Raw genomic sequence first — 26,945 nt, 5'->3', positions numbered from 1 at the left:
CGATGTCCCGCGAGCCCCAGCGGCGCGAACCCACCGTGGACACCGCGGCCGTGCTCGGCAAACACGCCGTGCTGGCCGTCGCGGTGTGGGCGATCTCCGCCTACACTCACTCCCCGGCCATCCTCTACGTCGCCCTCTACCTGCTGATCACCGGCATCGCCGCCGGAGCCCTGCTGCCCAACGTCGCCACCGAGATCCGGCACGAGACCCGCTGCTGGATCGCGGTGCTCTGCGCCGGCACCCTCGCCGTCCGGCTCACCCTGACCCTGTTCGCCGGAGCGGGGGAGCGCGGCGTCAGCGACGCCTTCGGCGCCGAGTTCTCCGCCACCGCGCAGAGCCTGCTCGGCGGGCACCTGCCGAGCCTGTTCGTCTACGCCATCATCTCCGTGCCGTTCGCCTGGACGCTGTGGCTGACCCAGCGGTGGCGGCTGCACGGCCGGACCCAGCGCTACGACCACATCGTCCGCCACGCCCGCCGACAGGACCGGTTCCAGCCATGAACATGCTCACCCGCCTGCTCGGCCCCGGCACCAGCCGCGGCCTGCGCTCCGTCACCCACACCCCGCTGGCCGAGTACGAGGACCTCCATGTCGACTCCGCCACCATTACCCCGCACCCGGCCAACCGCGACGAGATCCACCACCTGGCCTACCGGCTCCGCGTCCGCGACCACGGCGAGACCACCTGGACCACGCGCGTCAAAGTCGTCCGATTCCTGCGCATCGTGCGCATGCCGGTGGACACCAGCATCCGCCGCCGCTCCAGCGAGTACGACGACCAGCGCGACCTGGTGCGCGCCCTGTGGATGCAGAAGATCCACTACGTGTGCGTGCTCGGCGACACCGGCCCGGCCGGGCACGGTGTGCTGCACCTGATGGGCGTGCAGGGCGTGGGGGAGACCCTGCAAGAAGCCCAGGTGCAGGCGGACCGGCACTACGCGGCGCTGTCCAGCCAGCTCACCGGCACCTACCCGCAGATCCGCTTCCGCCCGCTGCGCCCGCCGGAGGCCGACTGGCTGCTGCACACCCAGCAGCAGTGGTCCCACGTGCTGCCCATCCGCGGCATCCCCATGCCCCGCCGCGACGCCGGGCAAGACCTGCGCACCGCGGTCACCAGCACCACCCCGGCCACACCGGAGATCGAGGAGGGCGTGGAGGAGCTGATCCGGGGCATGCTCGGCGGCCCCGGCTACCTCCTGGTGCTCATGGCCAGCCCGGTCACCCTCGGCCAGATCACCGACCGCCTCTCCGCCGCCGCCGAGCAACTGTCCACAGTGGCCTCACAGGTACACGGCCAGCGCTCGATCTCCGCCGGCGTCGGGCTGCCGATGATGTTCTCCACCGCCACTGGCGATGCCCACGGGACTGGGCACTCCTTCGGCGTCAACGACGGCGCCAGCGACAGCCAGTCCTCCACGCAGGGGACTTCTCGCACCGCCACCGACGGCGTCTCCGAGAGCACCGGCCACACCACCGGAACCACCCGCACCGACGGCGTCGGCACCACCGACACCCAAGGCGCGCAACGAGGCTGGAACCACACCGAAGGCCTCTCCGGCGGCCTCAACACCACCCAGGGCACCTCCAGCCAGGACACCCAGGGCATCAGCCAGGGCACCAGCGTGGGCCTCAACGACGGGGCCAACTACGGCATCAACCAGAGCAGCGGCGAGAACCGGCAGATCTCGGTCGGCAAGTCAGGGGGGATCTCCGGCGGCACCAGCGACACCATCTCCCTGGGCACCAACGACAGCCGGGGCGAGAACTTCTCCCGCGGCATCAGCGGCAGCGAGACCCGAGGCGAGAACTGGTCGGAGGGCACCGGCCGCTCGGCCGGTTCGAGCATGTCGGCCACCCACGGCGAGAACTCCGGCCGCAACCTCGGCGGCTCCCTCGGCGTCACGGTCAACACCAGCTCCGGCACCAGCGACCAGATCGGCTACACCGCCCAGCACGGCGCCAGCTCCAGCACCAACCTGGGCGGTAACCACGGGATCACCGCCTCCCAGTCCCAAGCCGAGGGCACCACCAATGCCCACGGCGTCAACTCCGGCTACGCCGGCGGCATCTCCCGCTCAGCCAACCTCGGCTGGAACACCACTGGCACGGAAGGCACCAGCCACCAGATCGGCACCACCGTCGGCCGCACCCAGGGCGTGAGCACCGGCGCCAGCCTCACCGGCACCGACTCCACCAGCCTCGGCAGCACCAACTCCGTCGGCGGCAACCGCGGCTGGAGCGAAGGCGTCGGGGAAAACAGCGGGATCCAGCAGTCCACCGCGAACTCCCGCACCCACAGCCTCGCCCAGCAGGAGTCGGTGTCCCAACAGAACGGCCGCACCCGCAGCATGGCCGACGGGGTCACCGACAGCCTCGGCCACAGCCTCGGCGAGACCTACGGCCGCTCCGACGGCCTGTCGCAGTCCTTCGCCCGCAACTCCCAGGTGGCCGGTTCCCTGTCCTTCGTGCCCACTCTCGGCATGGGTGCCTCCCGGCAGACCGTGGATGCGATGGCCGACCAGGTTGCCAAGATCCTCACCGCCCAGGTCAACCGCCTCGCCCTCGGCCACGAGGAGGGAATGTGGCTCTCGCAGGGCTACATGCTCGTCCCCGACGCCGACACCGCCGCCTCCGCCGCGGGCCTGCTCACCTCCAGCTTCTGGGCACCGGGGCAGAAAACCCCGGTCCCGCAACCCTTCTGCGTCGCCGGAAACCTCACCCCGCCCCAGTCTGAGCACTTGATCGAACACGCCAGGGTCTTCAGCCCCTGCGCCCACGCCGACCTGCGCGCCGAGGTCATGGAGCCCTACTACTACGCCACCGCGCTGCTGTCCCACGAGGTCGCGGTGCTGACTACCCCGCCGCGCATCGACGTCCCCGGCATCGCCGCCGCGGCCGCCATGCGCGTCCCCAACCTGGTCTACCCGCAGACCGGCGACACCGAGATCCACCTCGGCCACGTGGTGGACACCCAGCGCGCCGTGGTCTCCACCGAACGCTTCGGCCTGACCGTCACCGACGAGCACAACGGCCTGCTGCACCCCTTGATCACCGGCTCCACCGGCCGCGGCAAGACCGAAACCGGCATCCGCCTCGCGCACGAGTGGCTGCACACCACCCAGACCCTGCGCGGTATCGACCGCGACACCGGCCTTCCCGCACCACAACAGGTCCCGCGCGGCGTGCTGGCCCTGGACCGCAAGTCCGACTGGCGCCGCCTCTACCACTCACTCCCCGCCGAGGCACGCCACCGCTTCCGCTTCTACGACCTCTCCCGGGAACGCCCCGCCGACTACCGGCCGACCACCGGCATCCCCAACCCCTACCTGCGCTACAACCTGCTCCGCATCCCACCGGGCGTCGCGCCCAACACCTACCGGGACGCCATCTGCGACACCATGGCCAAGGTCGGCCAGCTCGGCCACCGCGGCCGCGGCATCCTCTGGCAAGCCCTCAACGCCCTCTGGTCCGCGCCTCGCCCGGATCCGGCGCGCGGCGACACCGCCACGGTCTACGAACGCCCCGAGCTGTCCCGGTTCGTCGGCATGGCCGACATGGCCGACTGGATCGACAAGCACCTGGAGTCGATCAGCCGCCGCGCCACCACCAGCAAGGACCTGATCACCGGCTACAACGTCATCCAGAACCGCCTGCAGTTCTTCCACCGTGGCGTCTTCGGCGCCGGCATCTTCCTGCCCGACCCACCAGGCGCACCCACCAGCGAAACCCTGGAAATCGCCGAGCTCGTCGGCCACGGCGACTGCGTGATCTTCGAAGCCGCGCACCTGGATGCCCAGATGGGCGCCTTCGTCCTGGCCGCGGTCTTCACCGCCGTGTTCGCCTACGCCCGCGACAACCCCGGCCGCCTTAGCGAAACCCTGGTGGTGCTGGAGGAGGCGAATGACTACCTGCCCAACGAACGCGACTCCGACGTCAGCGGCGTCCAGCAGACGGTGTTCGATCAGTGCCTGTCCATGGGCCGCTCCCTCAGCCTGGCGCTGATGCTGGTGGTGCAGAGCCCGGAGAACCTGTCCCAGCAAGCAATCAACTGCGCCGGATTGGTCGCGGTCCATTCGGCGGACAGCTACGAGTCCAAGCAGCGGGTCATGGCCAAGCTCGGCAAGGACGGCCGCTACGACCACCGCGACCTCCAGCAGTTCCTCTCCGAGATCCCCACCGGCTGGGCGGTGATCAAACGCCGGCCCACCCGCGACTGGATCGACGGCGCCCCGGTGCTCGTCGCAATCGACGCGGTCGACTTCCCCCGGCCCACCGACGCCGACCTCGGCCTGCTCGGCTGATCCGCCAGTTCAAGATCCATCACTCGATCGAGCGTCGGACAAAATGTGCGGCCTCCGAGCGAAAATAGCGCATAGGTTCCGGTCTGATGCTGATGGTCAACGACGCGGAGGGGTCGAGGTCCACGATGATCGGGAACGCGGAGGGTCAGGCGCGACGGCGCCCGCTGAAGGAGTCGTGGTACCGGATCGAGTACCACCGGATTGTGCGTGGTGTGGTGCAGCCGGTCGCGTGGGCCGAGCAGGCGAACAACCACGGATTCTGTGTGGACGACGGCAAAACTTCCAGGGAGCGCGCGGAGAACTGGCTCCGGTACTGCGCGCAGGACTGGTTGGACACCGGCACCGGCCAGCCCGGGCGCTGGGTCGGCGTGTTGTGGCGCCTTGACGATGACCAGCAGCCGTTGCACGAGATGGCCCGGCTGGAGTTCCGGCTCCAGTCCAATGTGGACGGGACCGAGCGCGGCTCGGCCACGGCTTAGGCAAGGCTCATGATCATGGCGATCCCCTTGGTGGTCCCTGCCCTGCCGGATCCCGCACTGCACGCGGTCGTCGGGGCGCTGCCTGAGCTGTTCGTCTTGGAGACGGTGTCCGCGTGGCGGTTGACGATGACGCTGCAGGAGCACGACGAAATCACCAGAGCCCTGTTGCGCCATCCGCTTTCCGCGCTGTACCTGGCTCGGGCGCAGGCCAACGTGGGGAGCAAGGTTCACATCCGTGAGCCGTTGCGGATTCCAGTCCGGACAGCCATGGCCCTGCGCTGGACCGTGTTGTACGCGTGCGGGGCACCGGTGTCGGTCATCGCCGACCTGGACCACTACGCGACCAGGGGAGTCTACCGCGGGCTCGCTGACTATGACGCGCATGTCCTTGCCTCACAAGGGATTCCGCGCAGCCACCGGAAAGCCACCAACCGGTGCGAACACTGCCCTCCGCGTGCGGAGCTGGCCCGGTTGCTGGAGGAGTTCGTCGGCACAGCGGTGTACAGCGCTTGTTCCGCCGCCAGCTGAGCGCTCAGCGCTTGGGACTGCTTGCCACGCTCTCCAGCGCGCGGTGCCAGGGATAGGACGCCGATGCCTTACCTCCGGTGCGCGGCGGGTGCGGCACGAACCCGCCCTCGCCGAAGAGCACGGTCACCCCGGCAAACCGGAGCTCGTCGACGCTGCGCTGGAACACGCGGTTGGCGGCCAGCGCCGTGTTGACGAAGGGCAGCACCGCGATCGGCACACCGAGTCCGGTGAGCTCGGCGAGCTGGATGAGTACGTAGTTGTCGGCGATCCCGGCGGCCCACTTGTTGATCGTGTTGTAGGTGGCGGGGGCGACCACCACCGCGTCGGGTTTCGGCAGTCCGCGCTGTCCGGCCCGTTGGTAACTGGTGCGCACCGCGTGACCAGTCAAGGCCGCCAAGTCGTCCAGGTCGAGGAAGCGCGTGGTCGCGGCCTCGGTGGCCAGGCAGTGCACATCCCAGCCCTCGGCCTGCGCCAGGCGGACCATGACGTCGACTTGGCCGGCGGGACCGGCGCCGCACACCACCAGGAACAGGACCCGGCCGGTCACGGGGTCACTCCGGCCCGGCTGGCCATCTGGTTGACCAGGCGGGCGGACTCGCCGGTGGAGTTGCGCAGCAGTGCCTCCAGCAGCCCGCGCCCCAACGGCCGCCCGCGAACCTCCTGCGGCGCGATGCGCTCCGCCTGTTCCAGGAGCTGAGTGGCCTTCCGGAAGTCACCTGTTCGGGTGTGGGCGTCGGTGAGGTCCAGCAGGAAGTTCGCTCGCCGTTCAGGGGACAACCTGGCGACCGCCGCGGGGTTGATGGTGGCGGCGAACTCGATGGCCCGGCCGGATTCATGCAGGCGTCTCAAGGCGGCGACTCGATGAATTTGCACGTTGGCTGGACCGAAATAGGTCTGGTGTGCGCAGAAGCCCGGCTGCATTCGCTCGGCAACGACGGTGGCCTCGTCGTGCATTTCTCGCGCCAAGGCCGCGTTCTCCTGTTCGGCGGCCGTCATCGAGGCAGCCAGGTAGAGCATTCCGTACAACGACAGGAGAGTTTCCTCGTGCCCTGGGAGCTCCGGACGAACGCGATCGGTCGTCTCCAGGAGACAGTCGACCGCTTCGGTCTGCTGGCCGCTGCTGGTCATGGCCCGGGCGGCGCTTCTGGCCGCTCTGGCCAGCGACCAGGCGTCGTCAGTAGCCAGCGCGGAGTGCATGGCGCGGTCGGCGGCCAGCCAGGCGACTTCGTTGGCGTCGAACTTCAGCAGCAGGGAGGAAGCGAGCCGGTATGCGGTGATCAGTGCCCGGCGGGCCGCGAGTTGATCGGCGCCCACAGCGTTCCGGTCTACCTCCTGGGCGTCGCGGAGCAGGGCAGGAAGCCGTTGCGCGACGCTGGTGAAATGGGCGGAGACCCAGGCCTGCTCGAGGTACTCCGCCTGCCGGTGGACCTTCCGGAGGTCGACCGGAGGACCGTCAGCCTGCGGCAGCACCGGGTATCGACCGAGTGCGGCCCGGACGGCCAACACTTCCTGGCCGTCAACCGACTGCTCGGTTCTGGTGGCGACGACGCGATTAGTCAGCACATCGGGATGGATGCCGAGAATTTCGGCCGCGCGTTCGATCGTCGGCAGACGTACCAGATTCCGTCTTCCAGTTTCGACCATGTCCACCCAGGACACCGAACGGTCCATCAAGGCCGCGAACTGCTTCCGGTTGAGGTTTCGCCGCAACCGCCAGTACCGCAGTCGCCGGCCATTCTCCCGGGCGTCGTTCTCGTCCATCCGGCGGCTCCTCTCCTGCACTACACGGTCGGCCATCTGTGATGGCTATAGCGTAACCAGCCCAGGTCGCACATTTTGTGCAACCAGAAGTCGCGACCGGTTGGCCTCATGCCGGTCACCACGGCGCGGTGGCATGGCGTAGATTTTTGATCACGGGGTGTGCGCGAGGCGGGGAGAGTCGACATGAGCGAGTCATGGCCGGTTCCGGCCGAGGTGCCGAGTGCTCAGGAGCCATTCGTCGGCCGGGAACCCGAGCTGGTGGACCTGACCACCTTGTCCGGCCAGGTCCGGATCGTGCTGATCTGGGGAATCGGCGGGATCGGCAAGAGCGCCTTGAGCCAGTGGTGGAGCGCGCAGATGAGCGACCGGTTCACCGGCGGTCAGCTGTACGTGGACCTCGCGGAGTTCCGTTCGCAGGAGGGCACCGCGGTCGGCGACGCGATCGCGGAGATCCTTCGGCGGAATGGGGTCGCCATCGACCACATCCCGGCCTCGCTGTCCGGCCGCACCGCGCTGTACCGGACCTGGCTGGCCAACCGGTCCGTCCTGGTGGTCCTGGACGGCGTTGCCGACGCCGCGGAGGTTACGCCGCTGGTGCCGACCTCCCCGGACAGCCTGGTGCTGGTGACCAGCGAGAAGCTGCTGCACGAGCTGACCAGGGCGGGAGCGCGACCGCTGCTGATCGAACCGCTGGATGAGGATGACAGCGTCCAGCTGCTGCGTGAACAGTGCGGCGCCGACCGGATCGACGCTGAACCGGAGGACGCCCGCAGGCTTGCCCGGCTGTGCGCTGGGCTACCCGTGGCGCTCCGGGTGGTGGGCGCCCAACTCCTCGGCAGACCTCGACTGAAGCTGGCCGCGCTGGCCGACAAGCTGGCCGATGAGAGCAGCCGTTTGAGCCGCCTGTCCGTGGCGGCCGTCTTCAACAGCGCCTACGACGACCTGTCCGAGTCCGCGCGCGTGCTGCACCGGCGGCTCGGACTGCTCCCGCTGCGCGAGATCACCATCGAGCTCGCGGTAGTTGCCGCGGATGTGGATCCGGAGGAGGCAGCCGACCTGCTGGAAGAGCTGGTCACCGCGAACCTGCTCAATGAGGTCGGCGACGACCGCTTTCGCCAGCACGACCTGATCCTGCTGCACGCCAGGGACCGCGGCGAGACGCAGGAGTTCCCGGACGCGCGCAAGGCGTTGTTCCGGCGGCTGTGGGGCTACTACCTCGCACACTCCGCGTTCGCGGATCGAGCGATCATGGGCGCGGACCGGCTGCGGATCGTCGACCTCGATCAGGCGATGGCGGACTACCGCGATCCCTTCGCCGGCGACGACGCCAAAGGGCAGGCCATCGAGTGGATGGCCGCGCACCGGGCGAACCTTCTCGGCGTGCTCCGCGCCGTGGCCGAGCTCGGCTGGGACGACGAGGCCTGGCAACTCGCCGAACTCCTCGTGCCGCTGTACTTCAACCGCCGCCACCTCGCCGACTGGATCGAGTCGGCGGACCTGGGGGCGCCGGCAGCCAGGCGCGCGGGGCGGCCGGACGCGGAAGCTCGCTTGCGCAGCGTGGTCTCGCGCGCCCACACCGGACTAGGTGACCTGAACCGTGCCCGCGAGGAATTGGCCATCGCACGAGAACTGGCCGAGGGCCTGGACGGCGCCAACCGCAAGAACCGCATCCTGCTGGCCTCGGTGTGGGAGTTCACCGGCCGATACCTGGACCTGGTCGATCGCGCAGGCGCCGAAGAGGCGTACCAGCGGTCGATTCAGCTGAACGCGGAGGCCGGCGAGCACCGCGGGGTCGGCCTCGGCAAGCTGTACCTCGGCGGCACCCTGCACGCCCTCGGCCGGACCGATGAGGCGCTGGACTCGCTTGGTGAGGCGCTCAATGCGCTACGTGATGATCAGCGTCTGGCCGGTCGGGCATTGCTGGCACTGGCCGAGATCCACGCCGAACAGGGCTTGGACGACCAGGCGCGGGTTGAACTCGAGCAGGCGCTGTCGGTGTTCATCGACCGGAAGGCCGCGCACCTGCGCGCACAGGCGGATCGGGCGCTGGCCGATATCGCGGTGCGACAAGGAGACGCCGCCACGGCGCGGGAGCATCTGCAGGCGGCGTTGCGCTACCACGAGGAGACCGGCGGCCCGGATGTCGCCGAACTCGGACAGTTGCTGGACCGGCTGGAAGATTAGCCGCTACTCACCCTGGGGTGAGGATCAGGCGGTGTTCGCGGACGCCGTCGCGCACCACGAAGCGGCCTGGCTGGAGCTGGTCCGCGCACCACAGGACGTGCAGGGCTGAGGCGGCCACCATCGGATCCGGCGCGCCTTCCTCCGTAGTCACCAACATGGTGCCCCAGTCCCGGATCCTGGTCAGGCAACCGTCCACAGTGGCCACCGCGGTCACCGCGCAGCCCGGGAAACGCAGCTGGAGGTCGTCGACCCGGTCGTTGCCCGCCGCCCGGGTGGAGGTGTCGGCGCACACGATGACCGAGGCGTTCCAGTACAGGCGCAGGCTTCGTTCTTCGGTGTCCACAGCCAGGTGCCGCAGCACCTCCGGCGGAGCCGGTGGGCGGTGGTGGCGAACCGAGGCGGGAAACCGATGCAACATCACCGTGTCCTGTCCCAGCAACTCGCCCAGGACCTCGAATGAGTGCACCGGCCGTTGTTCGGCGACCGGGGCGGGCACTGCGTCGAGCACAAGGTCGATGTCCGGCTCCGATAGGTCCATCAGGTCGTAACAGATGCCGCGGAGCGTGCGCGCCGCCTCGCCGGGCAAGCTGAACAGCCGCTCGGCCAGACTTCGGAACTGACCCGCCTGCTGGGTGGCGATGGCCTTGTCCACCTGCTCCTGGAGTCCTGCTCCGTGGTCGAGACGCTGGGCGAAGCGGCCGAAATCCGCCAGGGGTGTGCCTGGCACGACCTCGGAGCCAAAGGCGGCCAGCAGGAACGGGCGATCGGTTATCGCGCTGTACAGGCCGACTGAGCCGTGGTCGCCGATCACCGCGTCAGCCGCGATGACCGTGGCGTGCCAGCCCTCGTTGGGTGGGATCAGCGCGAGACCGCCGCGCACCGCGTTGTCGAGCCACTGCCGCACCTGCCAGCGACCGTGCCAGGTCCAGGCGTTGGGGTGCAGGATCATGGCCACTCGGTACTGGTCGGCGGGCAGTTCCGCGAGCAGCCGGTCTGGCAGCGTCGGGAACCCGCCAAGCACCGACTCCTCGCCCCAGGTGGAACTGATCACGACCAGGCGTTGACCGGTACGGACACCGATGCGCCGCCGGTAGTCGTCCCGGAACGGTTCTCCGGCCAGCAGGCCGTCCAGACTCAGATCCCCGCCCACCACGACCCGGCCCGCCGTCGCCGGAGAGGCCGCGCGGAGCTGCGCCTCCTGGTCGGGATGGGTGACCAGGTGGATGATCTGTTTGGCACGCACCAGTTCCGGGTTGACCAATCCGGACAGCCGGGTGCCGTCGCGATCGCTGGCGGGGACGAACTTGTGGAAGCCGATGCCGTGCGGCAGCACCAGGATCGGCGCCTGGCCGAGGCGGTCGAACCCGGCGTTCTCGCTGGCGGTGATCACCAGATCACAGTCGAGCCCGGATACCTCGGCCCACAGCACGACCTGGGCCTGTAGTCGGTGGAGCAGGTCGTGCACGCCGGTGGAGAAGCGAGAACCGGGATCGACGGTGAAGACGAGCTGTACCCGGGGATCGTGCTGGAAGACCGGGGTTGCTTCCAGCAGCCGAATGGCCGAGGTCAGCGTGCGCGCGATTGCCAGGACGGTGCGCAGGGGGCGTACGGTCCGCCAGCGGATGGCGTCGGTGGCTGCCGGGCCGTGCGGGAGAACTTCAGACGCCACCGGCGCTCCTGGCGGCCAGATTCGCACTAGGGTAGCGGCCTCCGGGCCTCCGGGCCTCCGGGCCTCCGGGCCTCCGGGCCTCCGGGCCTCCGGGCCTCCGGGCCTCCGGTGTGACTCTCTTGATCTTACCGGATGAGCGTAGCTGACCGAACTTGGACTCCCTCACGATCGCCATCCGCCCCCGTTCGCAACCAGCTCATCCGACCTATCTACGGTCAGCACTCTAGATGAGCGGCTTCGGCTGGCAGCCGATTGACGGAGGTCGGACACTTGTCGGCACCACATCATCCAGCCAGTACGGGCGGATCGCGTTAGCTACCGCGGACCGACCTGGCCTCCTGTTCGGCCCGCCGCGATCGGGAATGGATTCAGCTCCGCCACACCATCGTCACCGCTATCGATCCCCGCTGTCGGGTGGCCTCCCGGTGCAACCGCACTCCGATCCACCTCACCTCCAGCCGGTGCCGAGGCCGCGCGCGCTGACCTGGCCAGCGCGAATCGGACGCGCGTACCGATGAACCGATCCCTGCCCGGTGCAGTCGGCAAGATCACCGCGAGGCGAAACAGTCGCCCCGGGGGGCACCCGTAGCCGCCCGAGGGGCTGACTCGGTCCAACTCCGGCTGGCGCCGGTTCGACTCCACCATGGATGAAGACATGTCCTGGCTGCCGCCGCTCGGGCCGGTTCGAGCGCCTTGGAACACCTGTGCCTGGTCGCTTTCGAGTAGGTCCACCGACATGTCCTACCCGATCGTGTGGTTGCGTTTTCCCTGGTTGAAGGGCCACGAATTTTGCCATACCCTGCTGATCTAGGCGTTAACTGGTGTCAAAGGTTGATTAGTGAAAAAGTTGGACACCAGTGTGAGGGCGGGGATGGAGGTGCCGGGGGCGGCGACCGCGGGGTCGCGTTGCATGCTTGGCCGTGCCGGGGGCGTGGCCAACGCTGATGCGCCTATGGATTGAGCTTGCGCAGTTCGGAGATTTCCCTCTGACTGCGATTCTCTCCATGGTGTGGCGCCGTTTCGATGGGGAGGGGTCGTGGCGGGTGATAACCAAGGCTGGCCGGGTATGGCAGAAACCGGTCGGCTTCTCGCTGGGCAATGGGTTGTGCCGGTGCTGGCCGCACTATCTCATGGACCATTGCGCTACAACGTCTTGGCGGATCGAATTCGGGCAGCGGGTCCAGAGTATGGGTTGCCGGCCGGAAACCCTGTTCTGCACAACCGGACCCTGACCGGCACGCTCCGCACCATGGAAGCTCGTGGCCTGGTCAGCAGGCATGTTCGCGCAGGTTCGGTGCCGCCGGAGGTCAGTTACGCGCTAACCGAGGACGCACAGCGACTGATCGCTGCGATGAGGACAGCCAGATAGTCCACCTGGGTATTCAGTGAATTGATCTGCATGGCTGGGTGTAAGCCTGTAGTGGTCATTTTTCTCGTAGGAACCTTGAGGTTCTCTGGGGTGCCGGGTGTACAACCGGAGATCTCGGATCTGTTCGACCACGCCTCAAGGAATATTGACATGATTTCACAAAACAGCTCTTCAACGCTCACTGACGACCGCCTCGAAACCCCGTCGAACGGCTGTGACGAGTCGCTTCGGACGTCACCTCGCGGCGGCGGTCGCTGCCTGACCTGCGGCCAGTTGCCGGAGCGACTCCGTACCGACCGGCTCACCGGCCTCCTGGACCGGGACGGGTGGGAAAACGCGGTAGCACGTGCCCACAAGCAGGTTCGCCGACGGGCGGCCACCATGGCGCTGCTGATCATCGACCTCGACTGGTTCAAACAGATCAACGACCGCTTCGGGCATCCTGCCGGCGACACCGTGCTGCAGTCCGTGGCCGCGGTGTTGCAGCGGTGCACGCGCGCGATCGACGTGGTCGGCCGCTACGGCGGACACGGTGGTGACGAGTTCCTCATCCTGACGCCGGACACCGACCTGGCCGGCGCGCTGACCCTGGCTCGCCGGATCTGCGTCGAGATCAACACGTTGGTGACCCGGGCCCGCAATGCCTACGGCCAGCCGGTCGCGATCAGCAAGCTGACCGCCTCGGTGGGGGTGGCGGTGCAATGCCCGCAGGATCACCTCGTCCCGGCGGAGTTGATCCGCTGCGCTGACGCTGCGCTCCTGCGAGCGAAGCATTCTGGCCGCGGCATGGTCTGCGTCTCCAGCCTGCCCAAGACCTCCTCGCTGGAGTCCTGAGCCATGGCGCGCGAGGACAGTGGGGTGCACTTCATCGTGTGCGGACTCCCCAGCGAGCTGGTCGTCACCGCCGTCCTTCGACGGTATCCGCTGGCACGGAGCTCGGTGGCGGTGGCCAGCTATGTCTCGGCGCAGCACGAAGGCAACCCGATACGAGCGTGCGTGGCCGACCTGGATCGGCACGCGCCTGCCTCGATCGTGCGGGCCGAAGCTTCGTCCACAGTGGACGAATTAGCCCGGTCGATTCCTGTGCGCCGCCTCACCGGATCTCTCCTCGACGTGCTCGCCGCACCGCCGAGCACTACCGCCATCAGCTCGACCTTGCGCGAGTTTCGGCGGAACCACGACCTTTTCGATCTGGACACGCACGCGCTCGACGGTGATCACCGCGGGCCGCAGCGGTGGCTGATCGGAGAACGCCAGCCAGGTCCTCCGGCCCAACACCGGGCCGGACCACACCGTCGCCGGAAACCGCGGCCGGTTCCCCGGATCCTTTGGGACCGGCCGGACTGGGTTGCCCGAATTCACCTGCTGAGCGAGGCGCTGCTCGGCCCGGTCCGAGTCGCCCGTTATCCGACGACATCGCCCGCCCGCTGCCACGACTGTACGGCGACGGCCGTCACCGGGTCGGCTATCGCTTGCGCCGCAACCTGTTCGGCCGGTACTGAGTCCGCCGCGGCGCCTGACTCGCCACAAGGACGGTGAGACCCTTGCGGGTTCAGGAACTGCTGACCACGACACCGCTGACGGTGGCCCAGGTCGAGGAGATTTGTCAGCGACACACCGGCCTGGACGCGTTAGCGCTAGCCGAGCTCGCCCCGATCGCGGCCAACGGCCACGCAGCTCACCTGGTGCTGTTCATCGCCGCGAAAGCGAAGAAGTGGGCTGCCGGGGACCAGACGCCGCCAGCCTTCGTGACCCGAGCCCGGCTGGCCGCCTCGATGACCTGGGAACAGGCTGAGGAGTGCGCCGAGGACACCATCGTGCGCGTGCGACTGGAGGAACACCGCCTGTCCGGTGAGATCGCAACAGCTCACTTGGTGCGCCTGGCGGAAGGCATGATCCGACGCATCGTCAAGCAGTTGCGGTTGCGGCAATCGGCCCGGACCACGGTGGTCGACCTAGCCGACATGATCAACACTGGCAGGGCGGCGGTCGCGCAAGGTGTCTGGGCGTATGACCCGGCCAGGCCCAGCGGTCCGCATTACCTGCGGGCGTGGATCGAAGAACACGTCAAACGCGATCTGGCCGGACTCACCTACCAGGTGTCGATCCCGGCCAAGACCCAGGCGAGGTTCCTGCGCATGGTCGCGATCCGCGCGTCTCTGTGCGAACAGCTCGGCCGCAACCCCTCGGACGCGGAGATGTTGGCGCGGCCCGATGCCGCGTTCACCCAGGCCGATCTGGATGACGAACGGCGGACCCGGATGCGACGCAGGCACGCCGGCTTGGGCATGCGATCGCTGATGCCGGGCAGAGGAACCCGGACGGTAGAAGCTGACAGCGGGGAAACCCTGTTGCTCCGGCCGGCAACCCATGACCGCTCGGACACCACGGCCGATGACTGGGAGGAGGACATCCTCCAGCAAGTCGACGACCACTCGGCGCCGGAAACCAGCGGTTGGCGTGCTGCCCTGGACGTGCTTCAACTCGGGCCCGTCCAACGGGAGATCATCGCGCGAGCCATGGGACTACCACCGCACGAACGACTACCCGGATCGGACCGGAGTGAACGGGCCATCGCGGCTCGCCTAGGGCTCAAGCGTTGCACCGTCCGCAAGGTGATCACGACTCTGCGCACCGAGATGAGCAAGCCGGGCGGCCGCCTGCACCACCTGCTGGCGCGGCTGAGCGACGAGGACCGTGAAGGACTGGGACTCCAGCGTTTCGCCGGCATGTTCGGACCACTCGCCGAGGGCGCACCACTGCCCGAGCCGGTGCCCCAGGTGCTCACCCAGCCGCTGTCCCGCCACGGGGCCGGAGATGACTTTCACGGGCTGGCACAACGGCGCAGGGTCGTGGTGCGCTACGAGTGCCGAGGGGACTGCGGTTGGACGGGCCACGAGACCGCGCCCTCACCTCGCCTCATCCTCGCCGCGATCCGCTGCCCGGACTGCGGTGAGGCCGCCACGGCCTCCTGGCATCGTGCTGTCGGGTGAGCAACGAGACTGGATCCTTACGGCGCAACGTGTTCGGCAGGTCTGAGGACGGGAGTCAGGTAACGCGCGATGCCTGGTAGTGATCACGATCGGCGAATCAGTGGGCTCGTCGTGCGCCGGGCTGAGCGCTACGCTGGAGGCATCCACGGTGACGATCGGTGGGCAGGATGATGGCCGCAGATCCGCTCGATCCCGACCTGCCGGTCGGCAGGCGCATCCAGTTCTTCCGCGTCCACATGGGCTTGAGCCGCCCGGTTGTCGCCGAGCGACTCGGCAAGTCGGTCAGCTGGCTCAAGGCGGTCGAAACCGGCCGGCTCCTGCCACCTCGCCTTCCGGTCCTGGTTCAGCTGAGCGGGATCCTGGGCGTGCGCGACCTCGCGGACCTGACCGGTGTGCTCGAGCCGCGAACGGTGGACGTGCTCTCTACTTCGGCTCATCCGGCACTGCCCGCGGTGTGGTCGGCGCTCAACTCCTACGGGCTCACCGGAGCGGACTGCCCGCCGCCGTCCCTGGCGCATCTTCGGGAGCGACTCGTCTTCGCCTGGCAGGCCAGGCACGCCGCGGCGAACCACCGCACCGTTCTTGGCGACCTACTGCCGGGGCTCCTGCGCGATGCCCAGACCGCGGTGCGCGGCTACCACGGGCCGGACCGGGCCCGTGCTCAGGCGTTGCTGGCCGAAGCGCTGAACCTGGCCACGTTCTACCTGGCCTACCAGCCCTCGGCGTCTTTGCTGTGGCGGGCCAAGGAACGGGCCATGGCTGCCGCGCAGGACTCGGGACACCCCGACGCGATCGCGATGGCGGCCTGGTCGCTTGCCTACGCCCACCGCGACTCCGGCGACTGGGATGAGGCGCAGGCGGTCACCTTGGACGCGCTGACGATGCTGGAACCGCTGCTGCCCGACGGTTCGACGCGACTGCTGGCGCTCTACGGCGCCCTGCAGTTCGAGGCGGCCTTCACCGCCGCCCGCGCCGGAAGAGCGGGAACGGCGATGCACCACCTGGACGAAGCCGATCGTGCCGCACAACGGCTACCCGAGGGGCTCTACCAGCCGATGACCTCGTTCTCCACGCCAATCATGACCGCGCACGCAGTGACCGTCAGCGTCGAGCTCTGCCGCGGCGGCGAGGCGCTCAGGCACGCCGGACAACTGGACGCCGCGGCCATCCCGTCGCTACCCCGGCGAAGCAGGCACCAGATCGAGATCGCCAGGGCGCACCTGCTCCACAAGGACCTGGAGACCGCGCTGGAGCTGGTTGGTGCGGCGGCGGACACCGCGATCGAGACGGTCCGGTACAACGGCCACGCCCGCCAGATCGTGCTGGAGGCGCGCAACGGCCCAGTTCGTCTCCGGCCCCGGGCCGAGCAACTGGCCTACCGGCTCGGCCTGGTCGCTTGATCGAGTGAGGGCACAGACTGTGCCTCGCGGCGATGCCGAACACGCGTAGGTTCCGCTACCAGAACAACGGTGGGTGGAAGGGACTGCGGACCAGATGATCGCCAACGTGACCCAGCGGCCGAGCCTGTTCGCCGTCCCCGTGCTCCCGGACCGCGGACTCGGGCCGGTGATCACCGTGTTGCCGGCGCTGTTCGAGCGCAAGCCGTTGTGCCAGTGGCGACTGGTGGCCGAGCTCTACTTGCGCCCAGTGGTCACCGGAGTTCTGCTGGCCCACCCCATCGTGCCGCGCCTGTCGACCCGCGGGCAGTCCTTCGAACTCGCGCTGCGGGTCGCCCTCACCCTGCGCTGGACGGTGTTCTACACCTGCGGGATGGCCACCGAGGACATCGCCGCCTTGGACAGCGAACCTCGCCGGACGATCTACCGGCGGCTGGCGGAGTACGACCAGTTCGTGCTGAAGGGCGCCGGGCTTCCGCAGATCCACCGCAGCCCGTTCCACCGCAAGACCGGCCGCACCACGCCGCCAAACATCGATCAGCTGCTTCAGGAGTTCCTCCGCGCCGCGACACGGTGATCAGGTCGGCCGCACGCCGACGCCGACGAGCGGCTGTGCGGCCGTCTCCTTGGGCCGTCAACCGCGTGTAGACGTCCCTGCCCGGAGCTTGCTGATCCGGCTGCGGAGCTCGCGGACGCCCGGTTGCTGGAGGTGCCGCAGGGCAGCCCGGCGCAGCTGGCCGAGTGCCTGCACCACGCGGTCGGAGCGAACCTGGCCGGTGGCGCCGACCGTGTCCAGCACCTCGTTGCCGAGCGCGGTGGCCCGGTCCGGATCGCCGTGCGCCATGGTGAGGGCGGCCAGGTTGGCCACGGCCAGGGCCTTGCCCCGCGGTTGCCCCGTGGGGAACGCGGAGATGGACGAGCTGAGGTAGTGGTGCGCCCTGGTCGGGTCGCCACCGCCCATGGCCAGGCCGAGCAGGGCCCGCCCGCAGTCGCGCTCGAGTCTGGAGGCGTTGTAGTAGGAGATCCAGCCGGGTTCGTCGCCGTGGCGGGCCGCGAAGGCGTCCTCGGCCCGGCCGATCGCGGCGAGGCAGTCGGCCTGGCGCTCCTTGCCCAGCGAGCCGAGGGCTCGGGCGTGCCGGGTGTGAACCACCGCCTGCACCACCGGGTCCAGCCGGTCCGCGCGCACCAGTGCGTGCTCGGCGAAACTCAGCGCGTCGTCGTAGGCACGTCGGACCTCGGTCTCCGCGCCGCCCTGGTCCTCCTTCACCGCGGCTTGGTGCAGCGTCAGGTTCGCCAGTCCCGACAGACCCTTGGCGCGAAGTGCCCAGTCCTGTGCGTCGGTGGCGCGGGCCACGGCGAGGTGGAAGCATCGCGCTGCGTGGGAACGGGATCCGGCGTCGAAGCAGATGCCGGCCGCGGTGTCGGCGAGCTCGCCGAGCGCGGAGAACAACTGGATCCTGGTCGTCTCCGTCATGTTCCCGGTGCGCAGGAGATCGGACGCCTGGAGTTGGGCGAGCACGGTCTGGACCGACGGAGTACCGCCGAAGACGTGGTCCTGCTGGGCGAACATCGCGGCCATGTGGCGGACGTGTTCGACTTCGGCCCTGCCGACCTGGCGGCCGGCGGAGGAAGCGGCGGCGTGTTCGTTGAACGCCTGTACCGGGTTGTCGAAGGCGAGACCGGCGAGGCCGCCGGCCAGGACTCGCAGGAAGGTCTGCCGCTCCACGTCATCACCAACATTCGTCGTTCGGGGGTCTGCTCCCACGGCCGGTTCGGACCGCCGTGGTCGCTGGAAACCGAGCTCGGCACTGGTCGCGGCACCGAGCACGATCCGCAGCGCCCGCTGGTAGTGCCGGTGGGGCCGCTTGATGACGCCGCGCTCGAGCTTGCCGACGTGGTCCGCGCCCATCGCACCGCGCTGACCGGTGTCGTGTTCCACCTGGTCGTTGACCCGCTCGGCGAGTTCCGCCTGCGTCAGCCCGGCCTTTTCGCGTGCCGCCACCAGAAGTTCGTTCACATCCCGGGAACCGTTTCCGTGCGCAGTTGACCGAATCCTCAGTGTAACCAGGCGGGCTGACCGGTGATGGGCGAGCGCGTGATCCTCCGGGCAATCCTCCGGGTCTGATCCGTGCTGTTTCCGGGCCGTGGTGCGGGCTGGGCCTCCGGGTGGAGCTCTGTTCCGGTCTTGGTCTCCCCGATCGAGGATTGGCCAGGTGCCAAAGAGATCGGCGCAGATCCAATTGCGGAGCGGCGTGGAGGCGAGCGACATGGACGAAGGCGGGAGGCCACTGCCGGTAAGGGGCCAGTGTCTCCGGGAGTCCTGGCACCGGATCGAGTACCACCGGATCGAACGCGGCGTGGTCGGGCCGGCCGTCGATGCCGAGGAGGTCAACAACCACGGCTTCGCGGTCAGCTGGGGCGGCACCACCCGTGAACGCGCCGAGGACTGGCTTCGGTACTGCGCACAGGACTGGTTCGAGCGCGCGCACGCTGAGCCAGGACGCTGGATCGCGGTGATGTGGCGCCTGACCGACGACCGCGCGCCGCTGCACGAGATGGCCAGGCTGGAGTTCCGGTGGCGCTCCAACGCCGACCAGTCGGTCCGGGCAAGGAGCGCCTGACCGATGACGACAACAGCTCCGCCGCGGAGACGCGCAGGCCGGACTCGGCCGCCGGTATCCCTTGCCGCACCACGGCTTCCGGACCCAGTGCTTCCCCCGGTGACCGCGGCGTTCCCCGAACTGTTCCGGGTGCGGTCGCTGTGCCAGTGGAAGCTGGTGGCCACCCTGTACCTGCGGCCGGATGTCACCGAGGTCTTGTCGCGCCACCCGCTCTCGCCTGCGCTCGCGAGTCGTATCCAGCGCCCGCGGCCGTTCACCCTGCCGGTGCGAGTGGCCCTGACCCTGCGGTGGACCGCGTTCTACGCCTGCGGGATGGCGGTGCCGGACATCGCGGTCCTGGACAACGAGCTCTCAAGGATCGTGTACCGGCGGCTCGAGGACTACAACAAGTTGGTGCTCAACGGCGCTGGAGTGTCGACGAACCGCGCCGACCGCTTCGAGCGTAGACCCACACCAGCCGAACTGGACCGGATGCTCCAGGAGTTCGTCCAGCGGATGACCTGACCTCGCACCTGCTGGCCACGACCGGGTGAAGATCGCATTTCTCGCGCTCGCGAATATCGTTCCCGCAATTACTTCAGTGTTAACTAAAACTAATTTCCGCAGATCAAACCACCAAGACGGCCTGGACAGACGTGAAAGCGGGCGGCGCGAGGAGGAAGCCCACGAGCCACGTAGCGGTAGAGTGGCCTGGCGAGGAGGGGTTCCCATGACCGCGCTGCCGACCGACTACCTGTATCCGCCGCCCGGCGGCTGGACGCTGGCGGATGTGCGGGCCCTTCCGGAGAAGTGTCGTGTGGAAGTGCTTGACGGAGCCCTCATCGTGAACCCCAGCCCGCTGCCGATCCACCAGCGCATCATGCGCAGGCTCGCCGCGGCCCTCGAACCCGCGCTGACGCCGGAGTGGCAGCTGGAGGTCGACGTCGACGTGCTCCTGGCAGAGGAGCCGCTGGACTACGTGGCGCCCGACGTCGTCGTGTTCGCGGCCGAGGTGCCGTTGACCACCCGGCCGATCCCCGCGGCGGCCGTGCTGCTCGCCGTCGAGGTGGTCTCCAAGGGCTCCCGGCGCGAGGACCGAGGCTCCAAGCCGCTGGCCTACGCCGAGGCCGGGGTGCGGCACTACTGGCGCCTGGAGAGCCAGGCCAGTGGCGCACTGGCCCCGGTCATGCACACTTACGTGCTGGACACATCGACCGGCGCGTACGCCGAAACCGGCGCGCACCACGGCCGGTTCAGCAGCACGGTGATCGGCCCGGTGGACATCGACCTCACCGCGCTCACCCGCTGACCGATCCGCCGCCGCGCCTAGCCCTGGATCTGCCGACAACACCAGGTATGACCGCAACGCACGTCCACGAGCTGGTTGTCCTCGGACTGCTTTTGCTCGCCGATCAAGCCTTCACGGCTGAACCCGGTCTCCTGGCAGCGGCAGCTGTACCGATGGCAGCTCCCTGGGTAGTCGAGTCGCTTGAGTGGCTAAAACGGTCAACTGGCCAAATCCAGGCTCATGTTGCGGGCACCGGGTCAAGTCGGATGACCGCGATCTCATTGAGGTGCTCGCGGATTACCGAGGGCGGCGCGTCCTTGGGGAAGGGCCACATATTGACGCCGCCAGGGCGGACGTTGCCGAGGTAGGTAGCCAGGACGGTGGCCGCGTGGTCGTTCTCCAGCAGTTCGGCCTGGTAGGTCAGGTCAGGGTCCTGTTCGATGCGGCACTGCCCGGCGGCCAGCAGGTTGGCCGTCCAGTCCCGTTTCCGGCTGGGGGAGCAGACGTAGCGCTGGCCGTCCAGCTGGGTCACGGCCATGGGCGTGGAGCGGGGTTCGCCGGTGTGGCGGCCGGGCATGTGCAGGATGCGCAGCACGTGGCGGCCCTCGATGTAGGGCTGGACTTCGCCGCCGCGGATTTTTTCGATCATCATCGCGTTGCGTTCGCGGGGGGTCATCTCGGTGGTGGAGTGGTCGGTCACCACGGCTCCGTTCTGGTCAGCGCGCCGGCAGTGCCTGGGCCAGCGCGAGCAATTGGCGGGCGTCGTCGTCAAGATCATTGCGGGCGGGCAGGGCCACCGCGACCGCCGACGCGGTGACCGGGATTCCTTGCGCCTGGGCGGTCAGAGCGGCGCGCAGCTGCGTGGCCAGGGTGGTGGGAGTGGGCGTTGATACCGCAGGTTCCTGGGTTTGGAGCTGGGCCAAGTACGGGCTGATGCGCACCACGCCGTCGCGGATCTCAATCACCCGGCGGTAGTAGCGGCGGTGCACCCCGCGCAGGCTCAACAGGTCGCGCCACCGGGCCGGGGTCGATCGGTTCAGAGCATCCTGCGGGTAGGCCTCGTGGAACAAGGTCCACAGTGGACGGAGCTGATGGTAGATCCGCCAGTGGCTGAGCCAGTTCCGGAGCGCGGCCAGGCGGGTAGCCATACCGGAGTAGCTCACGCCGATCAGCAGCACCGCGATGCCGGCCACGACCATGTTCACCCCGAGCGAGGTGACCGGCGGCGGAACGAGGCCACCGCTGAACTGGATGGCCACCAGCGCGGCCCGCAGGGTGCAGGCGGTGATCAGCGCCACCAGTCCGGCCGCGACGATCTGGAGACCTCGGCACAGGCGGCGGTTGGTGTCCTGGTGAGCGATTCGGTAGTAGCGCACCGTCCAGTACAACGCCGCCACGTAGGCGACGATCACGTAGGTCAGCTGGGCGAGGAAGAACGTCGCGGCCCAGGGATGCCGGGCATTGGAGGCGAGCAGCACCTCGACCCGCACCTCCGCCGGAATGGAGAAGGCGGCCACCGTCAGCAGAGTGGCGGTCAGCACGAACGGCACGCACAGCCACAGCAGACGGCGGCGGGCCTCCGCCTTGGTGGCGCTGGCGGAGATGAGGAAGAAGCTGACCAGGAAGGACGCCAGGCCGAGCACGAACAGGTTCTGCACCAGCTTGCCGACACCGGGTGCGGACCAGCTGTCCACCCAGTCGCGCAGCGAAGGCCAGGTCAGGTGGGACTGGAGCACGAAGCACGCCAGACAGCCCACGACCGCCCACAAGGTCCACCGGTGCGGCGCCCGGATCAGCTGGTACAGCTTCCAGATCAGGGCGCCGTAGAGCACTGCCGCGGTGATCGGGTGCGACAGCATCACAACCAGCCTTGCTGGTCGCCAAGGCCCTCGTCGAGCCGCCGCAGTCGCCCGTCACTGGCAGGCGCCGGCGAGACTTTGGCCGTCGCCGCCCACTCCAGGACGATCGTGGCGACCAGTTCGGCCTGCTGCTCCTGCTCGGAGTCGTAGCTGGTGCGCCGGAGCGCCCGCTGGACCACGTCCGGGTCCAGATCGGGCATCACCGAGCGGAGGTAGTCCGGGTCCTCGTCATCGGAGCGGTGGTCGTGCAGGATGTGGCCGATCTCGTGCAGGATGATGTGGTCCTGGTGGGGCTTGCTGGTCTCGGCCTGGAACACGATGTAATCAGCCTCGCCGGTGGCGATCCACAGCCCGTACGGACCCGGCACCCGCAGTGGATACGGCAACAGCCGGATCTCGCGGCCGCGGCGGTCTCCGAGCGCCCGGCACAACTTCTCGATGTCCAGTGGCGGGCGGACTTCGAGCTCCCTGAGCTCGCGTCGCAGCCAGCGCCGCATCTTGGCTTCGCTCACCGTCCGGCCTCCCCACCGTCTCTGCGGTTGCTGAGCTCCATCTGGTGGATGAACTTGAGCAGCTCGGAGACCTGTTTCCGGCCCTCCGGCGACAGCTCGGCGGCCCTGGCCGCCATCACCTGCGCCTCGGGGTCGGCCGAGAGGCGGTCCAGCTTGGCCTGCTGTTCCCCGCGCAGCACGTCGAGCTGACTGTTGATCTTCGCGGAGACCTCGTCGTTGGTGAAGTAGTCCACCGTCACGCCGAAGAAGCGACTGAGCGCCTGGATGTGTTCCAGGCTGGGGTTGGCCTTCTTGCCCTTGCGGAGCTGCCAGATGTACGAGGCGGAGATCGACACCCCGGCCTGGGTCAGCTGCTGGGCCACGAAGTCGTTGCTGTACTCCCGGCCCTTGCCGTCAAGCGGCTTGACCGTGCTGAACAAGTGGTTCAGCTTGTCCGCCAGTGGTCCTGGCCGACCAGCAGGCATTGGCCCCCACCTCCGCGTCGCTTGGCCATCTCAGGCTCACGCACGCGTCCACTGCTGTATATGACCAGATCGGGTGGTCATTGACGACAGTTGGTCTACTGAGGGTGACGTTGTTGTCCAGGCGGGGTGCGGCAACGGTCGTACCGCGAGACCAAAAGGCCGCCCAAGACATGGGACTTACCGCCCATGTCGGCATGATCGCGCAGTCGGTGCAGAGCGCCTGTCTGCGCAGGTCATGGCATGAGATCAGGCGTCAGAGCGTGGCGATTTCTCAACGCCTGGCCAGCACGGCCTGCCGGTTCGGCGCAGCACCACCGCATGGCTTACTCCGGTGGAGCGAACACCCCAGAGCCCGGCCGTACGCCTTGCGCGTGCAGCCAGGTCGGCAGTGCCGCCACGGTCAGGCCTACCGCGCTCAGCCTGGCGCCGGAACTGGCGGCCGCGGCAGAGTGGAGTGCCGAAGCCTTCGGCCAGCTCCCGCCGGACGCCTCCGAGACCGGCCGGCCAGTCCGAGGCACGGTGCGATCCTCGGCGGAACACACTTCCTTGCCTGCGCTGTCTGTCGGGGGTTGCTCGCCTATCAGCGCTTCGACTGGACCTCGCTGACCATAGTCCCGGTGCTCCCGCTGCTGGAACAGCTGTTGTGGTGGCGCGGACGGCGCGACCACTCGGGAACCTGACGCGTTACCCATCACCGTGTCCAGCCGAGGGCGGACACGCACATTGGCCCGTTCAGCGACAACCGTCAGCAGCAGACGCTCCACGCCAGGGAGCACCAACCAGCACCGAAGGCGGTGTCACCCCTGGCGGCCCGCTACGGGTTCTGGTGCGCCAGGCACGCCATGGACAACATCGTATGCACCCGATGCGGCACGAGGTGGAACGAGAACTACCTCAAGACCAAGTCGATCCGATCGCTTGAGGCAAACCAAGCGCACGTGCTCATCCCGCTGAACGGGATGGTCGACGACCTGTTGGGCAGCGCGGAGGTCGGAGCTGATACCGGCGGCCGGGTTCATCCCTGGGCGCAGAGCACGTCTCCGGTCACCGCGGCGTTCAACTACTGGTGGCAAGGCGCCTTCGCCGATGACAGTGAACCGGGCCGAGCGGCCGCGAAGCTCGTGCAGACCGTGGTCTACCGTGCCGTGCAGCGCGGAAAGGGTTGTCCTGACTGCGGATTCGCGAGTTGACAACACCATGACCAAGGCCGACTGACACGGCAACCAGCCCCGGGCCGTACGTCGTGCACAGGTCAACCGCGGGTGTTGCCGGACTACCTCAGTCCGGCAACACCCAACCCCCTGCCTTCGCGTTACCTAACCGCGCAGTCCACTTGGTCCCGTCGACGGCTCGCGTTCCTGAGCGCGAGCCTGTTCGCCATCGCCCTGACCGCCGCGATCGGATCCGTGGGTGACTCGTGATATCACGGTGTCCCGCTCCGCCTCCACGCTCCGCAAGCTCAGGCCCCGGACTACGTCACCAGGGTCGACGCGCTGACCGGCCAGATCATGGACAACGACGTCACCATCGGGTCCAGCACCTCGCCAGCCCAGGTCACCATCGGCCAGTTTGGGCGGATCGCGTTACCTATCGCGGGCCGACCTTCCCAGCGGCCGAGCCGCGAGCGCAACGAGGACGAACCCATGAATCCCATGTACCCAGCACCGTCGTTCGCCCTGACGTTCTACAGCATGTTGACCCTCCTGTTCGGCCTCGCAACCCTGGCCGGACTGGCTTACCTGGCCTACAAGATCATCCCGTCCAAAGCGGTGCGTAGGCTGTGGTCCGGGCTGGACATCCACGCCGCTCGTACCGGATACACCCGAGGCATGCGTGACGCGGAGGTTCATGCCGAGCACCAAGAGGTGCTCGACCGCTTGCGCGTCAGCGTCACCGAGATCGCCACCCAGCTGAACGGCCTCCGTCAGCGCATCGCGGACATCGCGATACCGGTCCAGCCGGACAGCGAAAGTCCACAAAAGACTGAAGGGATGTCTCGGCGGCCAAGGCCTTCGCGAGCCCACCGCCGCCTCGTGCCTGATCTGTCCAGGATCCCGTTCGCCAGCATGAGGCGGCTCGGGCTTGCCCGGCCCGCCCCGCTGGGATGAGTCGGTGGAGGGGGCTCTGACCGGAGCCCCCTCCACCCCGGCAGCCAATGGCCGCGCCACGTGTTACCTGCCCGGTCATGACGACCTCACCATTGCGGGCGCCACGCGCTCGGCCTCTCACCACACTCGTACTGCCAGTCCTCGCCCTGGTGGCCGCAGGCGGTTGCACCACCCCGAAGGCTCCCAGCCCGGGCAGCACCTCCTCCGTGAGCACCACGGCGGTTCCGAGCACGTCGAGCACGCGGCCTGGCGGCGAGATCGAGCTGCTCGAGCCCGAGATCCTGCACGAGTACCCGCATGATCGGCAGGCGCACACCCAGGGCGTGGAGATGCTGGACGGGATGGTGCTGGAGAGTACCGGGCAGATCGGCCGCTCCTCGCTGCGCGCGGTCGAGCTCACCACCGGGCGGGTGCAGCGCCAGGTCGCGGTGCCGGAACCGTTGTACGCCATGGGAATCACCGTGGTGCCCGGCGTGGGGATCTGGCAGCTCACCTGGAGGGACGGCGTGGCGATCCTGCGGAACCCGGACACCTTCGCCGAGATCCGCCGGGTGCGATACGCAGGACAGGGCTGGGGCGTCTGCTACGACGGAACCCGGCTGGTCACTTCCGACGGCATGGACCGGCTGATCCTCCGAAAACCCAACACGTTCGACCGCACCGGCGAAGTGCACGTCAGCCGGCCTGACGGCGGGCCGGTGGGCGAGCTGAACGAACTGGAGTGCGCCAACGGCGCGGTGTGGGCCAACGAGTGGCTCCGCGACACGATCCTGCGGATCAACCCGGACACGGGCAGGGTCACCGCGGTGGCCGACCTCCGGCGGCTGCACCGGATCGAGCGGCCGACCGGCGCTGAGGACGCGCTCAACGGCATCGCCGCCATCCGCGACGGCGAGTTCCTGGTGACCGGCAAGCACTTCGGTCAGAGCTTTCATGTGCGATGGAAACCGAAGGAACGTTGATGGCCAGACGAATCCGGTCCGTCCTGGTCGGCGTCGCCGTGGCCGTGGTGGCGGGATGTGGTGCGATGCCGTGTGGGAGCAGGCCGCCGACTCCGCCGATGGCGCAGGCTCGGGCGCTCTCCGATGGCGTGGCTGGGCTGAACTCCGTGGAGGCACAGCTGGTGGCTGCCGCGGCCAACGAGCCGCGGCGCCCCGGAGCCCAACCCGACGGGTCGAACTACTTCACCGCCCTGGCCACGTTGGCCAGGCACGGCCGCGAGCGCGCCGGGCAGCTCAGCCGGACCGCCGCCGACGGCGGCGTGGAGTCCGCGGAGCTGCTCGGCAAGCTGAACGAGTTGGCTGGCCACTACGCGGCCCTCGAAGGCGCCTGCCAGCAGCGCGACGTGGCGGCGACTCGACGCGCCCGGCAGGCCGTCACGACCACGATGGTCGCGCTGAACACCCTCACTCCCCACCTGTCCGGAGGTTGAAC

Annotated in this window: 27 protein-coding genes; 19 read left to right on the top strand and 8 right to left on the bottom strand. The window is 68.5% G+C overall.

Annotated elements, in window-relative coordinates; all coding sequences use genetic code 11:
• Nucleotides 1–2 precede the first annotated feature (2 nt).
• From M8C13_RS32500 to M8C13_RS32485, 4 genes are all read left to right on the top strand, one after another.
• On the top strand, nucleotides 3–500 hold the full coding sequence (locus tag M8C13_RS32500) for a hypothetical protein (protein ID WP_252484587.1): 498 nt from the start codon (nucleotides 3–5) through the stop codon (nucleotides 498–500).
• Nucleotides 497–4,300 carry a serine-rich protein gene (locus M8C13_RS32495; RefSeq protein WP_252484586.1) on the top strand — a complete coding sequence of 1,268 codons (3,804 nt, stop codon included), beginning with the start codon at nucleotides 497–499 and terminating at the stop codon, nucleotides 4,298–4,300. Before M8C13_RS32500 ends, M8C13_RS32495 begins: the two co-directional genes overlap by 4 nt.
• Nucleotides 4,301–4,425: 125 nt before the next feature.
• The gene (locus M8C13_RS32490; RefSeq protein ID WP_252484585.1) at nucleotides 4,426–4,779 is read left to right on the top strand and encodes a hypothetical protein; all 354 of its coding nucleotides are present in this window, start codon (nucleotides 4,426–4,428) and stop codon (nucleotides 4,777–4,779) included.
• A gap of 9 nt (nucleotides 4,780–4,788) precedes the next feature.
• Nucleotides 4,789–5,307: a hypothetical protein gene (locus M8C13_RS32485; RefSeq protein WP_252484584.1), complete on the top strand. Its 519-nt coding sequence runs from the start codon at nucleotides 4,789–4,791 to the stop codon at nucleotides 5,305–5,307.
• Nucleotides 5,308–5,311: 4 nt separating this feature from the next.
• Here M8C13_RS32485 and M8C13_RS32480 read toward each other — a convergent pair whose 3' ends face one another.
• Nucleotides 5,312–5,854: a flavoprotein gene (locus M8C13_RS32480; protein WP_252484583.1), complete on the bottom strand. Its 543-nt coding sequence runs from the start codon at nucleotides 5,852–5,854 to the stop codon at nucleotides 5,312–5,314.
• Nucleotides 5,851–7,068, bottom strand: a complete 1,218-nt coding sequence (locus M8C13_RS32475) for a helix-turn-helix transcriptional regulator (RefSeq protein ID WP_252484582.1) — start codon at nucleotides 7,066–7,068, stop codon at nucleotides 5,851–5,853. Before M8C13_RS32475 ends, M8C13_RS32480 begins: the two co-directional genes overlap by 4 nt.
• 183 nt (nucleotides 7,069–7,251) lie before the next feature.
• On the opposite strand from M8C13_RS32475, the gene M8C13_RS32470 reads away from it, so the two are divergent.
• The gene (locus M8C13_RS32470) at nucleotides 7,252–9,252 is read left to right on the top strand and encodes an NB-ARC domain-containing protein (protein ID WP_252484581.1); all 2,001 of its coding nucleotides are present in this window, start codon (nucleotides 7,252–7,254) and stop codon (nucleotides 9,250–9,252) included.
• A gap of 7 nt (nucleotides 9,253–9,259) precedes the next feature.
• Here the strand turns inward: M8C13_RS32470 and M8C13_RS32465 are convergent, their stop codons facing one another.
• Nucleotides 9,260–10,921 (bottom strand): hypothetical protein, encoded by a 1,662-nt coding sequence (locus tag M8C13_RS32465; protein ID WP_252484580.1) that lies wholly within the window; start codon nucleotides 10,919–10,921, stop codon nucleotides 9,260–9,262.
• Between the two features lie 1,066 nt (nucleotides 10,922–11,987).
• Between M8C13_RS32465 and M8C13_RS45860 the strand changes: the two genes are divergently transcribed.
• From M8C13_RS45860 to M8C13_RS32440, 6 genes are all read left to right on the top strand, one after another.
• The gene (locus M8C13_RS45860) at nucleotides 11,988–12,290 is read left to right on the top strand and encodes a winged helix-turn-helix transcriptional regulator (RefSeq protein ID WP_374213229.1); all 303 of its coding nucleotides are present in this window, start codon (nucleotides 11,988–11,990) and stop codon (nucleotides 12,288–12,290) included.
• 90 nt (nucleotides 12,291–12,380) lie between these two features.
• A complete protein-coding gene (locus M8C13_RS32460) occupies nucleotides 12,381–13,124 on the top strand; it encodes a GGDEF domain-containing protein (RefSeq protein WP_252484579.1) in 744 nt (247 codons plus the stop codon).
• A 3-nt stretch (nucleotides 13,125–13,127) separates the two neighbouring features.
• The gene (locus M8C13_RS32455; protein WP_252484578.1) at nucleotides 13,128–13,829 is read left to right on the top strand and encodes a hypothetical protein; all 702 of its coding nucleotides are present in this window, start codon (nucleotides 13,128–13,130) and stop codon (nucleotides 13,827–13,829) included.
• Between the two features lie 5 nt (nucleotides 13,830–13,834).
• Entirely contained in the window at nucleotides 13,835–15,283 is a 1,449-nt protein-coding gene (locus tag M8C13_RS32450) for a hypothetical protein (RefSeq protein WP_252484577.1), read from the top strand.
• 170 nt (nucleotides 15,284–15,453) lie between these two features.
• The gene (locus M8C13_RS32445; protein ID WP_252484576.1) at nucleotides 15,454–16,683 is read left to right on the top strand and encodes a helix-turn-helix domain-containing protein; all 1,230 of its coding nucleotides are present in this window, start codon (nucleotides 15,454–15,456) and stop codon (nucleotides 16,681–16,683) included.
• A gap of 94 nt (nucleotides 16,684–16,777) precedes the next feature.
• Complete coding sequence (locus M8C13_RS32440; protein WP_252484575.1) at nucleotides 16,778–17,257, top strand: hypothetical protein; 480 nt, start codon at nucleotides 16,778–16,780, stop codon at nucleotides 17,255–17,257.
• A gap of 57 nt (nucleotides 17,258–17,314) precedes the next feature.
• Here the strand turns inward: M8C13_RS32440 and M8C13_RS32435 are convergent, their stop codons facing one another.
• The gene (locus M8C13_RS32435) at nucleotides 17,315–18,259 is read right to left on the bottom strand and encodes a hypothetical protein (protein ID WP_252484574.1); all 945 of its coding nucleotides are present in this window, start codon (nucleotides 18,257–18,259) and stop codon (nucleotides 17,315–17,317) included.
• On the opposite strand from M8C13_RS32435, the gene M8C13_RS32430 reads away from it, so the two are divergent.
• From M8C13_RS32430 to M8C13_RS32415, 4 genes are all read left to right on the top strand, one after another.
• Nucleotides 18,230–18,727, top strand: a complete 498-nt coding sequence (locus M8C13_RS32430) for a hypothetical protein (protein ID WP_252484573.1) — start codon at nucleotides 18,230–18,232, stop codon at nucleotides 18,725–18,727. The genes M8C13_RS32435 and M8C13_RS32430 overlap by 30 nt on opposite strands.
• A 220-nt stretch (nucleotides 18,728–18,947) precedes the next feature.
• Nucleotides 18,948–19,301: a hypothetical protein gene (locus M8C13_RS32425; RefSeq protein ID WP_252484572.1), complete on the top strand. Its 354-nt coding sequence runs from the start codon at nucleotides 18,948–18,950 to the stop codon at nucleotides 19,299–19,301.
• Nucleotides 19,302–19,400: 99 nt separating this feature from the next.
• Complete coding sequence (locus tag M8C13_RS32420; RefSeq protein WP_252484571.1) at nucleotides 19,401–19,805, top strand: hypothetical protein; 405 nt, start codon at nucleotides 19,401–19,403, stop codon at nucleotides 19,803–19,805.
• A gap of 205 nt (nucleotides 19,806–20,010) precedes the next feature.
• Nucleotides 20,011–20,589, top strand: coding sequence for a Uma2 family endonuclease (locus M8C13_RS32415; RefSeq protein ID WP_252484570.1), 579 nt, complete (start codon nucleotides 20,011–20,013; stop codon nucleotides 20,587–20,589).
• Between the two features lie 217 nt (nucleotides 20,590–20,806).
• On the opposite strand, the gene M8C13_RS32410 is transcribed toward M8C13_RS32415, so the two are convergent.
• Genes M8C13_RS32410 through M8C13_RS32395 form a run of 4 tightly spaced genes read right to left on the bottom strand, consistent with a single transcriptional unit; the run spans nucleotide 20,807 to nucleotide 23,403 of the window.
• Nucleotides 20,807–21,268: a nitroreductase/quinone reductase family protein gene (locus M8C13_RS32410; RefSeq protein ID WP_252484569.1), complete on the bottom strand. Its 462-nt coding sequence runs from the start codon at nucleotides 21,266–21,268 to the stop codon at nucleotides 20,807–20,809.
• A 16-nt stretch (nucleotides 21,269–21,284) separates the two neighbouring features.
• Nucleotides 21,285–22,427, bottom strand: coding sequence for an MAB_1171c family putative transporter (locus M8C13_RS32405; protein ID WP_252484568.1), 1,143 nt, complete (start codon nucleotides 22,425–22,427; stop codon nucleotides 21,285–21,287).
• Entirely contained in the window at nucleotides 22,427–22,939 is a 513-nt protein-coding gene (locus tag M8C13_RS32400) for a CUE domain-containing protein (protein ID WP_252484567.1), read from the bottom strand. Before M8C13_RS32400 ends, M8C13_RS32405 begins: the two co-directional genes overlap by 1 nt.
• Nucleotides 22,936–23,403: a helix-turn-helix domain-containing protein gene (locus tag M8C13_RS32395; RefSeq protein WP_252484566.1), complete on the bottom strand. Its 468-nt coding sequence runs from the start codon at nucleotides 23,401–23,403 to the stop codon at nucleotides 22,936–22,938. Before M8C13_RS32395 ends, M8C13_RS32400 begins: the two co-directional genes overlap by 4 nt.
• A gap of 842 nt (nucleotides 23,404–24,245) precedes the next feature.
• Here M8C13_RS32395 and M8C13_RS32390 point away from each other — a divergent pair.
• The 4 genes from M8C13_RS32390 (at nucleotide 24,246) to M8C13_RS32375 (ending at nucleotide 26,943) form a co-directional block, all read left to right on the top strand.
• Nucleotides 24,246–24,593: a hypothetical protein gene (locus tag M8C13_RS32390; protein ID WP_252484565.1), complete on the top strand. Its 348-nt coding sequence runs from the start codon at nucleotides 24,246–24,248 to the stop codon at nucleotides 24,591–24,593.
• 318 nt (nucleotides 24,594–24,911) lie between these two features.
• Nucleotides 24,912–25,511 (top strand): hypothetical protein, encoded by a 600-nt coding sequence (locus M8C13_RS32385; protein ID WP_252484564.1) that lies wholly within the window; start codon nucleotides 24,912–24,914, stop codon nucleotides 25,509–25,511.
• A gap of 206 nt (nucleotides 25,512–25,717) precedes the next feature.
• Nucleotides 25,718–26,473 carry a glutaminyl-peptide cyclotransferase gene (locus M8C13_RS32380; protein ID WP_252484563.1) on the top strand — a complete coding sequence of 252 codons (756 nt, stop codon included), beginning with the start codon at nucleotides 25,718–25,720 and terminating at the stop codon, nucleotides 26,471–26,473.
• On the top strand, nucleotides 26,473–26,943 hold the full coding sequence (locus M8C13_RS32375) for a hypothetical protein (RefSeq protein ID WP_252484562.1): 471 nt from the start codon (nucleotides 26,473–26,475) through the stop codon (nucleotides 26,941–26,943). Before M8C13_RS32380 ends, M8C13_RS32375 begins: the two co-directional genes overlap by 1 nt.
• The last annotated feature ends 2 nt before the right edge of the window (nucleotides 26,944–26,945 follow it).

It is taken from the genome of Crossiella sp. SN42, from assembly GCF_023897065.1.
Taxonomy (GTDB): domain Bacteria; phylum Actinomycetota; class Actinomycetes; order Mycobacteriales; family Pseudonocardiaceae; genus Crossiella.
Note: the sequence above shows the minus strand (reverse complement) of the source record. Positions and strands in the feature narration are given on the sequence as shown.

Coding starts and splice junctions, on each gene's coding strand:
- M8C13_RS32500 (WP_252484587.1), top strand. CDS start 3: ATGTCCCGCGAGCCCCAGCGGCGCGAACCCACCGTGGACACCGCGGCC.
- M8C13_RS32495 (WP_252484586.1), top strand. CDS start 497: ATGAACATGCTCACCCGCCTGCTCGGCCCCGGCACCAGCCGCGGCCTG.
- M8C13_RS32490 (WP_252484585.1), top strand. CDS start 4,426: ATGATCGGGAACGCGGAGGGTCAGGCGCGACGGCGCCCGCTGAAGGAG.
- M8C13_RS32485 (WP_252484584.1), top strand. CDS start 4,789: ATGATCATGGCGATCCCCTTGGTGGTCCCTGCCCTGCCGGATCCCGCA.
- M8C13_RS32475 (WP_252484582.1), bottom strand. CDS start 7,068: ATGGACGAGAACGACGCCCGGGAGAATGGCCGGCGACTGCGGTACTGG.
- M8C13_RS32470 (WP_252484581.1), top strand. CDS start 7,252: ATGAGCGAGTCATGGCCGGTTCCGGCCGAGGTGCCGAGTGCTCAGGAG.
- M8C13_RS45860 (WP_374213229.1), top strand. CDS start 11,988: ATGGCAGAAACCGGTCGGCTTCTCGCTGGGCAATGGGTTGTGCCGGTG.
- M8C13_RS32455 (WP_252484578.1), top strand. CDS start 13,128: ATGGCGCGCGAGGACAGTGGGGTGCACTTCATCGTGTGCGGACTCCCC.
- M8C13_RS32445 (WP_252484576.1), top strand. CDS start 15,454: ATGGCCGCAGATCCGCTCGATCCCGACCTGCCGGTCGGCAGGCGCATC.
- M8C13_RS32440 (WP_252484575.1), top strand. CDS start 16,778: ATGATCGCCAACGTGACCCAGCGGCCGAGCCTGTTCGCCGTCCCCGTG.
- M8C13_RS32435 (WP_252484574.1), bottom strand. CDS start 18,259: ATGGCCGCGATGTTCGCCCAGCAGGACCACGTCTTCGGCGGTACTCCG.
- M8C13_RS32425 (WP_252484572.1), top strand. CDS start 18,948: ATGGACGAAGGCGGGAGGCCACTGCCGGTAAGGGGCCAGTGTCTCCGG.
- M8C13_RS32415 (WP_252484570.1), top strand. CDS start 20,011: ATGACCGCGCTGCCGACCGACTACCTGTATCCGCCGCCCGGCGGCTGG.
- M8C13_RS32405 (WP_252484568.1), bottom strand. CDS start 22,427: ATGCTGTCGCACCCGATCACCGCGGCAGTGCTCTACGGCGCCCTGATC.
- M8C13_RS32395 (WP_252484566.1), bottom strand. CDS start 23,403: ATGCCTGCTGGTCGGCCAGGACCACTGGCGGACAAGCTGAACCACTTG.
- M8C13_RS32390 (WP_252484565.1), top strand. CDS start 24,246: ATGGACAACATCGTATGCACCCGATGCGGCACGAGGTGGAACGAGAAC.
- M8C13_RS32385 (WP_252484564.1), top strand. CDS start 24,912: ATGGACAACGACGTCACCATCGGGTCCAGCACCTCGCCAGCCCAGGTC.
- M8C13_RS32375 (WP_252484562.1), top strand. CDS start 26,473: ATGGCCAGACGAATCCGGTCCGTCCTGGTCGGCGTCGCCGTGGCCGTG.